At 53.8% G+C, this 13,957-nt stretch carries 14 protein-coding genes and 2 tRNA genes; all 16 read right to left on the reverse strand.

Annotated elements, in window-relative coordinates:
• Positions 1-7: 7 nt before the first annotated feature.
• The 16 genes from RCH91_RS01125 to RCH91_RS01200 all read right to left on the reverse strand — a co-directional run bounded on the left by RCH91_RS01125 (position 8) and on the right by RCH91_RS01200 (position 13,947).
• Positions 8-84, reverse strand: a tRNA-Pro gene (locus RCH91_RS01125).
• A 13-nt stretch (positions 85-97) separates the two neighbouring features.
• Positions 98-448 carry a MerR family transcriptional regulator gene (locus RCH91_RS01130; RefSeq protein WP_306532678.1) on the reverse strand — a complete coding sequence of 117 codons (351 nt, stop codon included), beginning with the start codon at positions 446-448 and terminating at the stop codon, positions 98-100.
• A gap of 23 nt (positions 449-471) precedes the next feature.
• The gene (locus RCH91_RS01135) at positions 472-747 is read right to left on the reverse strand and encodes an integration host factor subunit alpha (protein WP_306532679.1); all 276 of its coding nucleotides are present in this window, start codon (positions 745-747) and stop codon (positions 472-474) included.
• A gap of 95 nt (positions 748-842) precedes the next feature.
• Positions 843-3,248 carry a phenylalanine--tRNA ligase subunit beta gene (gene pheT / locus RCH91_RS01140; protein WP_306532680.1) on the reverse strand — a complete coding sequence of 802 codons (2,406 nt, stop codon included), beginning with the start codon at positions 3,246-3,248 and terminating at the stop codon, positions 843-845.
• 70 nt (positions 3,249-3,318) lie between these two features.
• Positions 3,319-4,335, reverse strand: coding sequence for a phenylalanine--tRNA ligase subunit alpha (gene pheS / locus RCH91_RS01145; RefSeq protein WP_306532681.1), 1,017 nt, complete (start codon positions 4,333-4,335; stop codon positions 3,319-3,321).
• A 72-nt stretch (positions 4,336-4,407) separates the two neighbouring features.
• The gene (rplT, locus tag RCH91_RS01150) at positions 4,408-4,761 is read right to left on the reverse strand and encodes a 50S ribosomal protein L20 (protein WP_306532682.1); all 354 of its coding nucleotides are present in this window, start codon (positions 4,759-4,761) and stop codon (positions 4,408-4,410) included.
• A gap of 115 nt (positions 4,762-4,876) precedes the next feature.
• Complete coding sequence (gene rpmI / locus RCH91_RS01155) at positions 4,877-5,074, reverse strand: 50S ribosomal protein L35 (RefSeq protein WP_306532683.1); 198 nt, start codon at positions 5,072-5,074, stop codon at positions 4,877-4,879.
• A gap of 35 nt (positions 5,075-5,109) precedes the next feature.
• The gene (infC, locus tag RCH91_RS01160; protein WP_306532720.1) at positions 5,110-5,628 is read right to left on the reverse strand and encodes a translation initiation factor IF-3; all 519 of its coding nucleotides are present in this window, start codon (positions 5,626-5,628) and stop codon (positions 5,110-5,112) included.
• 11 nt (positions 5,629-5,639) lie between these two features.
• Positions 5,640-7,550, reverse strand: coding sequence for a threonine--tRNA ligase (gene thrS / locus RCH91_RS01165; protein ID WP_306532684.1), 1,911 nt, complete (start codon positions 7,548-7,550; stop codon positions 5,640-5,642).
• A 73-nt stretch (positions 7,551-7,623) separates the two neighbouring features.
• Positions 7,624-7,698: transfer RNA gene (locus RCH91_RS01170), tRNA-Val, on the reverse strand.
• 18 nt (positions 7,699-7,716) lie between these two features.
• On the reverse strand, positions 7,717-8,703 hold the full coding sequence (locus RCH91_RS01175; protein WP_306532685.1) for a glycosyltransferase family 9 protein: 987 nt from the start codon (positions 8,701-8,703) through the stop codon (positions 7,717-7,719).
• A gap of 143 nt (positions 8,704-8,846) precedes the next feature.
• On the reverse strand, positions 8,847-9,791 hold the full coding sequence (locus RCH91_RS01180; protein ID WP_306532686.1) for a glycosyltransferase family 2 protein: 945 nt from the start codon (positions 9,789-9,791) through the stop codon (positions 8,847-8,849).
• Positions 9,791-10,957: a glycosyltransferase gene (locus tag RCH91_RS01185; protein ID WP_306532687.1), complete on the reverse strand. Its 1,167-nt coding sequence runs from the start codon at positions 10,955-10,957 to the stop codon at positions 9,791-9,793. Before RCH91_RS01185 ends, RCH91_RS01180 begins: the two co-directional genes overlap by 1 nt.
• Entirely contained in the window at positions 10,944-11,462 is a 519-nt protein-coding gene (locus tag RCH91_RS01190) for a methyltransferase domain-containing protein (RefSeq protein WP_306532688.1), read from the reverse strand. The genes RCH91_RS01185 and RCH91_RS01190 overlap by 14 nt, the downstream gene beginning before the upstream one ends.
• Positions 11,463-11,641: 179 nt before the next feature.
• Positions 11,642-12,487, reverse strand: a complete 846-nt coding sequence (locus RCH91_RS01195; RefSeq protein ID WP_306532689.1) for a DUF2334 domain-containing protein — start codon at positions 12,485-12,487, stop codon at positions 11,642-11,644.
• Positions 12,478-13,947 (reverse strand): MOP flippase family protein, encoded by a 1,470-nt coding sequence (locus tag RCH91_RS01200; RefSeq protein WP_306532690.1) that lies wholly within the window; start codon positions 13,945-13,947, stop codon positions 12,478-12,480. Before RCH91_RS01200 ends, RCH91_RS01195 begins: the two co-directional genes overlap by 10 nt.
• Positions 13,948-13,957 lie beyond the last annotated feature (10 nt).

Here is a 13,957-nt window from a genome sequence, read left to right on the forward strand (position 1 = left end):
GTCAAAATGGTCGGGGCGACTGGATTCGAACCAGCGACCACCAGACCCCCAGTCTGGTGCGCTACCAGGCTGCGCTACGCCCCGATATCTTTTACTGCTACAACATACGGCGGATCGCTTCGAGCTCCTGCCGCACTTCTTTCACCAATCCTAACAGATCGCTTGTTTCGTTTGATGCTTTTGGTGAGGCCTTGTGACTTCTCTCCGATGTCTTCAGTCTCTTGCGAGCCCCTTCTATGGTGAGCTTCTCGGCATAGAGGAGACGTTTTATCTCCAAAAGAAGCTCGATATCCTGCTTTGAGTAGAGGCGCTGGCCCGTTCGACTCTTGGGTGGTTTCAGCTCCTTGAATTCCGTCTCCCAGAACCGGAGAACCGAGGCCTTGAGCGCTGTCAACCGCGCAACCTCACCGATCCTGAAATACTGTTTATCAGGAAGCTTGGCCTTCACCTTCCCTCCGGGGAAGAATCTTCTCAGGAATTAATCGAGGACTTGAGAACCTGACTCGGCTTGAACGTGAGAATCCTGCGTGCGGATATGATGATCTCGTCGCCAGTCTGGGGATTGCGGCCACGCCGATCAGCTTTTTCTTTGACCACGAAATTACCGAAACCGGCGATCTTTATCTTCTCACCATTTTCAAGGGTTTCTTTGATCAGACCAAATACCCGCTCAACAAGGTCTGCGGATTCCTTTTTCGAAAAACCCACTTTCTCGTAGATCTGCTCAACAATATCTGCCTTGGTCATATACTCCCTCAAAATCAATACGTTATAAAAAAATATCGCGTTCACCGAAGGCGTCAGGATTTATAACACAGTGGTTCGAGATAATCAACCTGTTTTTAACGTATCGTGACTTCTAGCTTTTTTACCAGAGTATCGACTATGCGCTGATGCAACGGAGAAACCTCATCGTCGGTAAGGGTTTTTTCCTGGGAACGGTACCGGATTCTGACCGCAACACTTTTGAATCCCTCGGGAATGTGGGTCCCTTTATAAAGATCAAATATCTCCGCGCACTCCACCTCGCGGATCTTCAGTCCGCCAATGCAGTCCAGGATGGCCGATGCAGGAGCTTCATCGCTGATGAGCATCGCGATATCGCGGAACGTATCGGGGAAACGGGACGGAGGCTTAATGGTAACGTTGTCCGAACTCAGCATCGCCAGTTTCTCAAAGTCAAGCTCTAGATAGTGGACCGGCTGATCAATCTCAAAGTTATCCTGAACGTCAGGATGGAGTTCACCAAAGGAGCCGAGCAGTTCGTCACCAGATCGGACCGAACAGGACTTACCTGGATGGAAGTAGGGATGAAGACAATCCTGAACATACGAGACGGAAGTTACAGCAAACTCGTCAAGGATATGCTCGACAACGCCCTTTACGTCATAAAAGTCGACCTGATAACGTTCCTGATTCCACCCTTCGCGATAGCGGGCACCGGTCAAGATCCCTGCAAGATGGAGAGGCTCTCTGGGCAACTCCTGACCCTCCATCGGCAAGTAGACGCGCCGAAGTTCAAACATCCGGAGGGTCAGCATGCGGTAGTTCAGATTTCTGGAGGCTGTTTCAAGAAGTCCAGGCAGAAGCGCCGTACGCATTACCGACTGCTCCTCCACGAGGGGATTGCGCAACCTCACTACAGACCGCCGAGGATCGTCATCGGCCAGAAGGAGCTTGTCCAGCACTCCGGGCGCCATAAAGCTGAAGTTAATGATCTCGCTGAATCCCTGGCCAACCATAACATTTCTCAGCCGTTTCTCGAGCCGCTGGTGCCGGGTAGGTCGGTCAGAAAAGACCCGGGCCTTGGGCATCGTAACCGGAATCGTGTTGTAGCCGTTCAGCCGCGCAACCTCTTCCACGAGATCAATCTCCCGCTCGACATCGACCCGGAAGCTGGGCACCGTAACGTCGAGCAGTCCCGGTTCAACGGAATTGACGGTGAACTCGAGTCGATTGAAGATCGCTGCCATCTCATCGGCCGCCAACTGAATGCCCAAGAGTTCATTACACCGTTTTACACGGAATCTGACGGTGCGGCTAGGGAGAGAACGGGGGTAGACATCAATGGCGCCCCGGGCGATCTCACCACCGGCAAGCTCTGCGATGAGAGACGCGGCGCGGTCAAGGGCCGTCAAAAGGATATCGACATCCGCGCCCCGCTCGAAACGATGGGAAGACTCAGTGTGGAGGCCGAGACGCTTCGAGGTTCTTCGGATGGCCGACGGATTGAAATAGGCGCTTTCCAGAAGAATGTTGGCTGTGTCCTGACGGATCTCGGAGTTCTCTCCCCCCATGATCCCGGCAAGGGCAACGCCTTTCTCGCCGTCACGGATCGTCAGGTCGGCCGCCGTAAGAACCCGCTCCTGACCGTCAAGAGTTGAGAAACGCTCTGCTTCCGCGGCACGTCGAACAATGATTTTGCCACCGGCAAGCAGATCAGCATCAAATGCATGGAGGGGATGACCGTATTCCATAAGGACGTAGTTGGTCACATCCACTACATTGTTGATGGAACGCATTCCTACCGCCTCAAGACGCCTCACAAGCCACGCCGGCGACGGTCCTACGGAACAGCCGGCAATGTAGCGGGCTGTATAGCGGGGGCACAGTTCGGCGTCCTCAACGATCACCTCGGCGCGTTCACTGATGGGGAAATTAGACTCCTCGACGGAATGCCCTGTGTATCGGACGTTCATGCCCAGCTTGGCGGCAATCTCCCGTGCAACGCCGACGATACTCAGGCAATCGGCCCTGTTGGGCGTGAGACCTATTTCGAAAATAGTATCCTTGAGAGCAAGGGCCTCAAACACCGGCACACCGAGGGGGAGGTCCGGGGGAAGGATAAGAATCCCGTCCGACTCAGCGGCAAGCCCAAGCTCCTTCTCGGAGCAGAGCATTCCGCATGACTCCTCGCCCCTGATCTTTGAACGCTTGATCTTGAAATCACCGGGCAGAACCGCGCCAAGCTGGGCCAACGCAACCTTGTCCCCGGCTTTGAAGTTCTGGGCTCCACACACAATGGCAAGCGTCTCTCTCCCGTTATTCACCCTGCACAGGGAAAGCTTGTCTGCATTGGGATGCTGCGCCCTCTCCTCCACAATGGCGACGACAACCTCATCGAGTCCGCCCCCCACGTGACGAACACCTTCCACCTCGAGACCGAGCATGGTAAGGAGATCCGAAAGCTCCTGTGGTGACAGATCAAAGTCGACAAATTCCTTGAGCCAGTTGTATGTGACAATCATATTCTCACCCTGTCCGGGATATAATAAGTGATGTTCTCTGTAAAGCGATAAGCCCTAATAACCTGATATTTCAGAATTGTTGCAGAAAGCGCACATCATTATCGAAGAAAAGCCGCAAATCCCCGATACCGTACTTGAGCATTGCAACACGTTCAATCCCCATGCCGAAGGCGAAGCCGGAAATGGTCTCCGGGTCGTACCCCACATGGCGATACACCTCCGGGTCAATCATTCCAGCACCGAGAATTTCGAGCCAACCGCTCTGCTTGCAGACCCGACACCCCTTGCCCTTGCACATGACACAGGCAATATCGACCTCGGCACTGGGTTCGGTAAATGGGAAAAAGCTCGGTCTCAGACGAACACCGATACCTTTTCCGAAATACTGGGTCAGAAAGGTCGTCAATACCCCCTTGAGATCGCCAAAGGTTACCCCCGTATCGACCATGAACCCCTCGATCTGGTGGAACATGGGCGAGTGGGTGGCATCTGAGTCGCAACGATAGACCGTCCCGGGAGAAATGATCCGGACAGGCGGCGCATGCTTGAGCATGGTGCGGACCTGCACCGGCGACGTATGGGTTCTCAGCAGAATGGAATCATCCACGAAGAAGGTGTCCTGCATATCCCGGGCGGGATGGTCCTTGGGGAAATTGAGGGCTTCGAAATTATAGAAATCGAGCTCCACCTCGGGCCCCTCGGCCACCTGGAAGCCGAGCCCGGCAAAAATCTCCGAGATCTCCTCGATGACCAGGGTTATGGGATGCTTCGAGCCGTATGGCAGCCTGCGACCGGGCAGCGTCACATCAAGCCGCTCGCGTTGAAGTTTCTCGCGTTTATTGGCGTCACGGACCTGGGTCAGTTTCTCTTCGAGTCGAGACTCCAGCTGATCCTTCACCGCATTGGCCATCTGCCCAACTACCGGCCGCTCTGTGGCGGAAAGGGAGCCAAGCCCCTTCATGACGGCAGTCAACTCACCCTTTTTGCCAAGGTACTTAATCCGCAGTTCCTGGAGAGCCTCTTCGTTTCCTGCCCCGTCAATCTCTTTGAGAGCGGCCTGGAGAAGCCCGTCGAGTTGTTCTTTCATAACCAACACCCTTTACAAAAAAAGAAATGGAACGCTAAGCATCCCATTTCTTTTTTATCCGGCTGAATTTCACTAAATCTGTGCTTTGGCGAGCGTTGCGATTTCTGCAAATCCTGAGGGGTCGGATACTGCCAGATCCGCCAGGACTTTCCGATCGATTTCAACACACGCCTTCTTCAGCCCATGAATGAGCTTGCTGTACGAAAGCCCGTTGAGACGGGACGCAGCGTTAATCCGCGTAATCCAGAGTGCCCGAAAATCACGCTTCTTGACCTTACGGTCGCGATACGCATAATTGAGTGCACGGTCCACGGCCTCTGTCGCGCTCCGGAACAACTTGCTCCGCGCACCACGGAAACCTTTGGCAAGTTTGAGCACCTTGTTTCTTCTGCGTCTCGCTTTAAAACCTCTTTTTACCCTTGGCATTTCCTGCTCCTTTTACCGATAAATTTTGCCGGATCCGCAAGGGGAGGCGCTTCCTCACGGTTCACGGACTTATTAAAAGGGGAAACGGGGAATCAATCCCGGTTCCCTGCTTTTACTACATATAGGGTATCAGCTTAGAGATGTTCTTTTGGTCGACAGCGGCAACAAGTGAACTCGAGCGAAGTTGACGCTTACGCTTGCGGGTCTTTGAGGTGAGGATATGGCTTGTAAAAGCACTACTTCTCTTGATCTTGCCGCTGGCAGTCTTTTTGAAGCGCTTGGCAGCGCCGCGGTTGGTCTTGATCTTTGGCATTACTCTTCTCCTTTTCTACATGTATGATACGAAATCTATTTTTTTACTTTAGGGGCGACTATCATGAACATACTCCGCCCTTCCATCTTGGGCTTCATCTCGATAATGGCAATATCCTCAATCTCACTGGCAACCCGCTCAAGGGCACGCACCCCAAACTCCATGTGCGTAATCTCGCGGCCACGGAACACCAGTGTCACCTTGGCCTTGTTGCCCTCTTCGATGAAGCGGCGCACATGCTTGATCTTGAATTGCAGATCGTGCTCATCGGTCTTGGGACGAAGTTTGACCTCCTTGACCACAACATGTGACTGCTTCTTCTTGGCTTCCTGGAGCTTCTTGCTCTGCTGGTACTTGAACTTGCCGTAATCCATGATCCGGCAAACGGGCGGTACGGCTGTCGGAGAAACCTCGACAAGATCCAACTGCTGACTCTCAGCAAGGGCAAGAGCATCATTCAGATTCATGATACCGAGTTGCTCGCTGTTGGCTCCAACAACCCTTATCTCGCGGGCTCTGATGGCCTGATTAACATTTACTGTGGGCTTGGCTATGGCGCCACCTCCTATTTGAAGCGTTTGACTTCTTCGCTGATGAACGCAACAAACTCATCGGGCTTCATGGATGCGAGATTCGAACCATCACGGAAACGTGGGGTCACTGTCCCGGACTCCACTTCCTTGTCGCCGATGACGAGCATGTACGGAATCTTCTGGAGTTGTGCCTCGCGAATTTTGAATCCGAGCTTCTCGTTGCGGAAATCCTTCTGAACTCGGATTCCGCTCGACCGAAGCGTCTCGAAAACCTGCGCGGCATAGGACTGCTGATTGTCCGTGACGGTCATCACGATGGCCTGAACCGGCGAGAGCCACACGGGGAAGTTCCCGGCAAAATGTTCAATAAGAACACCGATGAAGCGCTCGATTGATCCGAGTATCACCCGGTGGACCATTACAGGGCGCTTCCGCTCACCATCGGCATCGACATAGGTCAGGTCGAACCGCTCAGGGAGCGTAAAATCGCACTGGATTGTAGCACACTGCCACCTTCTGTCAAGAGAATCGCGCAGTTTGATGTCGATCTTTGGACCGTAGAAGGCACCATCGCCCTCATTGATTTCGTAGGGACGACCAGAATCCTTGAGAGCCCCGAGCAGCGCATTAGTGGCCCGCTCCCAATCCTCGTCGGAACCGATGGACTTTTCGGGTCTGGTTGAGAGTTCCATCTCGAAATCGAACCCGAAAATCCCCATGACATCATTGACAAAAGAGATGACTCCCTTGATTTCGTCGTTGAGCTGTTCCGGGGTGCAGAGGATGTGGGCATCGTCCTGGGTGAAGCAGCGCACGCGCAGAAGACCGTGTAAAACACCGGCCCGCTCGTGTCGGTGCACCGTCCCGAGCTCGAAAAAGCGCAGCGGCAGATCTCGATAGCTTCTCAGGTGTGACTTGTAGATCATCATGTGGCTGAGGCAGTTCATCGGCTTGATGCCGAACCCCTGCCCTTCCACCTCGGTGAAATACATGTTCTCGCGGTAATTATCGTAGTGGCCGGACCGCTGCCAGAGTTCGGTCTTGAGGATCTGGGGTCCCACAACGATGTCGTACCCTCGCTTCAGGTGCTCCCTGCGCTCGAAATCTTCGAGGATGGTACGCAGCATGGCCCCATTGGGATGCCAGATAACGAACCCCGCACCAACCTCATCGGAGAACGAGAAAAGATCGAGTTCGCGACCAAGCTTGCGGTGGTCGCGGCGCTTGGCCTCCTCGATCCTCTCCAGATACGCGTCAAGCTCCTTTTTATCAGCAAAGGCGGTTCCGTAGACCCGCTGCAGCATCTTGTTCTTCTCGTCACCGCGCCAGTAGGCGCCGGCCAGCGAGGTCAGCTTGAATGCACGGCAAGTGGAGGTTGAAGGAAGGTGGGGACCACGGCAAAGATCGATAAAATCTCCTTGCCGGTAGAGCGAAACCGTATCATCGCCAATCGCCTCTATCAGCTCGATCTTGTAGGTTTCGCCCATATCCTTGAAGAGCTTGATGGCGTCAGCCTTCGAAAGAACCTGGCGTTCCACCTTAAGGTCGGACTTGGCGATCTCCCGCATGCGGGCCTCGATTTTCTCGAGGTCTTCGGGAGTAAAGGCATGATCGACGTCGAAGTCGTAGTAGAAGCCATTCTCGACGGCTGGCCCGATGGTGACCTTTGCCTGTGGGAAAAGATCCTTGACCGCCTGGGCCATGAGGTGGGACGTGGAATGCCGGATGATCTCCAGCGCCTCGGGGGACTTCTCGGTTATGATCTCGATCTTGGCGCCATCCACGAGCGGCGCCACAAGATCGACCGCAACGCCGTTGATCTTGCCGGCAAGGGCAGCCTTGGCAAGCCCCGCTCCAATAGAAGCAGCCAGATCACGCACCGTTGCACCCTCGGCAAGAACCCTTTCCGACCCATCCGGCAATGTAACCCTGATGTCACCCATCACTGGCCCCTTAACACGAAGAGGCATCGAACTTCGATGCCCCTTCCACAGCCTTGGCTGCGAGTTGTTTAGATGGTAGGCGCGGGCGGTCTCGAACCGCCGACCTCTACCGTGTCAAGGTAGCGCTCTCCCCCTGAGCTACGCGCCTACATGCAAAACGAATTTCCTAAATACCAACTGACATTGGAGAAGTCAAGGCTTTTGTTGGCGCATATCGAAATTTTCTCCGGGCCAAGAGCGTCATTACCGCCTGTTCAACCTCGTCAACCGTGATTTCCGCCATGCAGCGAGCGTTGATGGGACACTTAGGCGTATAGCCAAAGGTGGTACAAGGAGAACAGGGAAGATTCTTGTTAATGACGATGTGGTTTTCGCCCCGCGGCGCCCATTTTTTTGCCCGACCGGGGCCGAAAAGGGAGACAGTAGGGATGCCGAGGCCGACAGCGATGTGGAGGATGCCGGAATCGCCACTGACGAGGAGGGACGATCGGGCGATGATAGCGGCAGACTCGACAAGGGAAGTCTTGCCGGCGAGATTCAACGCGCCAGTTCGTTCAACCATTTCAGCATCACCCCGATCAACCGCGCCACCGACGACAACAACCTCAGTATGCTGCCGAAGCCGAGTGGCCAGTTCGCCAAACTTGTCTGCTCCCCAGCGGCGCTCGAAAATACTCGCCCCGGTGAAAAATGCCACAAACGGTTTACCCTTCAATGGAGCAAGAAGGCTGTCTGAGGTTTCAGCATACCTGCCAGCAACAGCAAGATATGGATCAACGAAATTGTCGCCACCATCACACCCAAGCGGAGCCAAAAGGCGCTTGAAGCTGTCGGCCTCATAATCCTCCTGCTCGTAGGGGATCGGATGGGTAAAGAGGCGCCGACGGTCGTTGGTCGAAAAACCTATTCTCACCCCTGCATTGACAATACGTGAAATAACTGCCGACAACCGATGCCACTGTTCCGTATCGATTAAGACATCGTAACGGGTACGGAGAGCGACGATGAATTCAGAGGGGACATCGTAGCGGCGAACCGACCGGATACCTGGACAGAGGTTGAATGCATCGGCGTTACGCCTCTCAGCCAGGATATCGATGGCTGCACTTGGATAACATGCCTGCAACGTTCGAAGAGAGGTAATGAGGTGCACGGCGTCACCTATCCCTCCAGGCCTAATAAAGAGGACGGAACTTGGAAAATGAGGAATTTTACACGAAATGGGGACAGGAAACAAAGAGGCGATCAGGCGACCCACGAAGCGATCGGAGTGTTTGAGAAGTGCCTGTAAAACTGTCATCCTCTACCCCACTGCCCGGACGCTTTGTGTATTTTGTAGCGTTGGAACGCAACAACCAGCCGCATCAGTGCTTTAGGGCTTACTATCCCCACCAATGCTGACACATAGTATTTGCCATTAAGCGGATTGGACCAGACGGCCCGCCATAAAAATCGACAAGCCTCCGTCTTCATGCCAAGCGTCGCACAACAGAGAGCAAGCCAATGCTGATAATGGGCAAGCAATCTCCGGTCGCTGACTATTTCCTGGTTAAACTTTGCGAAAATCATGGACAAAGCGTGTAAGGCAGCTGCGTCATCCTTCGAAATATTGTCATCGTTGTAATAGGCCGTAAACAAAGGCTCATCGATGAAAACAAATTTATATGAAACCGAAAGCCTAAGACAAAGCTCCCAATCCTGAAAACGAAGTAGTTCCTCTGCAAACAAGCCGACAGCTTGCAAACAATTCCGCTTGACCAACAAGGCTGGTGTCCCGAGAAAATTTCCCCAAAGGAGTGCCTGGTGAATATTTCCTTCCCGTACAGCAATGCGATGCGAGGGAATGTAAGTCCGCTTGCCTGCCAATTCTTTCCAGAAACCGGTATAGGCCACGCCCACATCTGCCGGCGTGTTGGCAAGAGCCGCCATCTGACGAGCCAACTTATCCGGATTCCACTCATCATCGCTATCCTGAAAACCGATATACTGCCCTGTCGCAGCCCTGATTCCAACATTCCGGGAAAAAGCAGCACCGCGACGAACATCGTTGCGGAAAAAACGGATACGGCCGTCAGCAATAGATGCTATGACCTGCGCTGTTTCATCCGTCGAAGCATCATCAACAATGATGAATTCAAAATTACGGTAAGTTTGGGCCAGCACGCTATCCACCGCTCGCCCCACAAGGCGGGCACGATTATAGGTGGGCATGATAATGGAAACCAGCGGCTCCTTGTTCATTATGCTGCTCGTCCCTCGTCCCCTACCACCTCTCGGTAGATGGCAGCAAGCCTATTACCCTGAACGACCGCGTTGTACTCTTTCTCAACATGTCGCCGAGCGGCAACAAGCCGCTCACTCAAGTCTTCAGGCTGTTCAAGCAACCGGCGGATCTCACGTTCAAGACCTGCAACATCCCTCTCTTCTGCAAGAAATCCAGTCGGCAGGACCTCTGGGATGTCGCAATGACGGGTGCTGACGATCGGCATCCCGGAGGCAGCCATTTCGATGAGGGTCACGGGGGCCCCTCCCTCCGTATCACCATCGCTGGCCGTCACACTTGGAGCCAGGTACAGATGATGGGAAGCAGCTTCAGCCCAGAGCACCGGATATGGTTGATAACCAAGAAGGCGGATATTTTCTATCAGGCCGCAACGATCAATGGCTGCGAGAATATTCCTTTTCTCTTCTAGGCTTCGCTGCTCTCGGTTGGCATCACCAATAATGGTTATTGTGAGCGGGATCTCCTTTTTCAAACGGGCCAATGCTTCAAGTCCATAGGGAATCCCTTTTTTTTCGCGGAACGCTGCGGCAATGAGCACGCGCAGCGGCTCCTCTGGCTGCCACTGCCGAGGGACGAAAGGGATACCCTCAATCCTGACGCCAAGGTGATGAACCTGAACCTTTTCCTCCGGACATCCGAGTTCTGCGATGCATGTGGCCATGTGGCCACCTTCGCAAAGAACCCGATCAACCTTGCTGAAAAGTTCGTGGTATCGGTCCAACCAACAGGGAGCAACTGTTGGCAGATAATTAACGTCCAGGCCATAGAAAGTGGCCACATGTGGAATGCCGGAACGGGCTAACACCGCACAATTGGACCAGGCAGTATTGCCAAAATGGGAGTGGACAATATTCGGTTTGATCTGGCCAAGAGTCGCCGCCAGAAAACCAAGGTGGCGTCGGATGCCCAATCGGCGGAGTCCCCTGTCCCAGAATGAGCGGTACCATCTCTCGTTGTCAAGGGCATGGAGCCCTGGCACTGGGAAAAGGTCCACATTAGCGGTCTTCTCGCAGATGACTGAACTCTCGATATCACCAGGCAAGGAAACTACCTGATTGTGGAGCCAGGTTTCCGTCAAGCCAAGCCACTCGGTACGGTAATGAAGGACCTTAATCTTTGACAAAGATCGAAAACTCCTCGGCAACCTGTTCAGAGCCGTAGCAATAGATCATAAATTGGTGTCGAGCACAGGCTTCAGGGCTATCCAATGCCATATGATGTTTAAGCAGTCTGAACCCAGCATCCTTGATGCGGGTTTCATAATCGAGTCCAGACAGTCGCACTTTACCGTCGGTTCGCCGCGTCTCCAATTCCATTGTTGCGCTCCCGGAAATGATCGGTACCGGTACCACCAATAAGCCCCCTGGGGCAAGTACCCGCCAGCACTCGGCAAGGGCACACCGATCATCTTCGACCTCATCGAGTACGTGTACCGCAACAAGCAGGTCGAAAGCCCCCGCATGGAAAGGCAACCGCTGCAAATCGGCATGCACCGTGACACCAGAAGCCTGCAGATCAGAGGTAACCACAAGACTGAAAATTTCCTGCAGCAACGCATGGAGCGCCGGCTCTGGAGCCACCAGCAATGCCGGACGCACCCAATGTCGCGTTTTCAGCTCCCGCTGCAAGATGTAGAACAGAAACCTGTGCCGTTCCAGGGAACCACAACGCAGACATCGGGCATGGGGACGATTCCTCACCATACTGAATGGGCCGTTATAACCACAAACCGGGCAGAGGTGGAAACGCTGGCTGGCAAGTGGCCATATCAGGGGTTTGAGTACATTCCTCAAAGGGTGCCATCCAATCATTGTTGGCTACACCTCTTCAGGAACAGGTTGAGCACCCCTTCCAACCACCCATCGCCGACGGATAAACGATGCAGGCGCAACAGAAATTGCCGCGCTGGCTGAAAATTTACCGTCTGCTGATTATTATTGAAAACATCCACCGGCACCCCTGCTTCTACAACCAGCCGCAGAACATCCTGGAATTCCGCCAGAGGGATCGAGTACCGCTCTTTCCCCCCCGTCAGTTCGTAGACATGAAATGTCACAATTAATGTGGACCTTTCCAACAGGGAAGTCAGGGCTTCCAAGGAGTAACTGCGAACTATTGAAACAAACTGACGAATAGTCAATAAAGACGGAACAACAGTAACCCCCTCCACCTCTCCTGCTTCAGTATGCGGTCCGGCACAAAGAATTTTGAAGCCGGCATTTTTGAGACATTCCAGAGTCTGGCGGTCGAAACTGTTCCAAGGGGGGATGAAGACCTGCAGCGGGTATCCGGGGAACAACGTTTGTACAGCCTCCTTCGCTCCATTAATCATGGCCTGTTGAACGTCGAACGGCTGCCCCGCGAATTCCGTCCGCTTCCCGTGCATTGCCGCAAGGTGCCTGAATCCATGAAGCGCCAACTGCCATCCCCGTGTCAAACCTTCAGCCAGCAGAGCACGCCGTTCCTGGTCATCAGCAAGCTCGTGAAACATTTGGCACTCGGGATCATCCACGACATCGGCCATGAACGGTGTAACGCCAACCACGAGGGGCACGCCAAGGCTGGTAAAGGTTGCGAACACCGCTCGGTCAATGGGCAAAAAGGCCTCGACACCGGTTGCTCCGAAGTCATCGTAACGGAAAATCAGTCGCATGAATCGGCACTCTCCCTCGATATCGGAGAGTTCCTCAGCCAGAGTTGGGAGAAAAACAGCCGCAGGCACTGCCGATTGACGACCCAGCTGATGACGACATAACTTGACATTGGCAGCAAAAGCAAGATCGCCAATTTGCCGAAAGCAGGGAGATGTGACGGTAACGCCATTCTGCATACAAAGCCAAGGACACAGGTAATTCCCGCCGCCAGTGCCGGACGCCAGAGTTCACGAAACAGCGATGCAATGGGTAGCTCTATAAGGCGCAACGGTATTGCCATGCTGGGGAAGAAAAGCACTAATGACATAATTGCATAAGCACCGGCAACCCCCTGCACCCCCCATCGCAGACCTGTGGCAAAAGAGGTTATCATGAGAACAGTAAAGACCGTGCCAACCCGGAACTGCAGGTCTGCCCGCCCCATAGCACGGTAAAGATGGCCGTTCATGGTGGAAACGGCCTGAATAAGGCCGATCGGTGCCAGAATGACGACAAGCAGCGGCAGCAGTTCCCAACCTGGACCAAAAAAGAAATCGACAAAGGGTTCTATAACCATGACAGCCATCAAGGCCATGGGAAACGCAACGAAGGCAATTTGGCCAACAACAACCAGATACATTCGGCGAAGTTCTCTCAGGTCGCCCTGCAACGTGGCATAGACGGGAAACATTACCCGGCCGACCACGCCGGAGATAAGTTGAAGAGGCATAAGCATAATTCTATAGGCCACGGCGTATTGGCCAAGGGATTGGGCGCCAAGGTACCGACCGATCAAAAGGTTGTCCACATTCCTGGTGCAGAAGTTAACCAGATTGAAGCCTGCAACATTAAGACTGAAACTCCAGACATTCTTTAATCCAGCCCAGTTAAAACAGCCGACCGGCCGCCAGTTACTTGTTATCCAGAAGAGTATGGTTGACACAATCGCACCCACCAAGTTCTGCCAAACAAAGCACCAGATGCCAGCCTTGAGAAATGCAGCCGCAATGGCGACAACGGCACCAGCAGCAGCCGCCACAAACTCGATAGTGCAGACGGTCGAAAAGGCCAGGTGTTTTTCAAGGACGGACTGATGAACAACACTGCAGCCGGATATGGCGAAGACAAGGGAAAGCACGCCCAAGACTGGCACGAGTCGCGGCTCGCGGTAAAAGGCCGCAACCAGGGGTGAAACAAGAAGAAGCATGACCATCGCCATGAGGCCGAACAGGATATTGGACCAGAACAGGCTGGCAAGCAGATCGTCAGACATGTCCTGTTTTTGGATGACGGCTGCACCCGTGCCCAAGTCCCTCACGGTTGCCATCAACCCGGTCACGACGAGGGCCATGCCATAGAGGCCGAAATCCTCCGGCGTCAGCAGCCTCACCAGGACCAGAGTCGTCACCAGCTGGACAACCAACTGCCCAGCTTGGCTCAAAGTCGATATTTTCACTCCGGCGACAATGTTATTCGTCAACCGGTACCCC

It is taken from the genome of Geobacter sp., assembly GCF_030834625.1.
GTDB lineage: Bacteria > Desulfobacterota > Desulfuromonadia > Geobacterales > Geobacteraceae > Geobacter.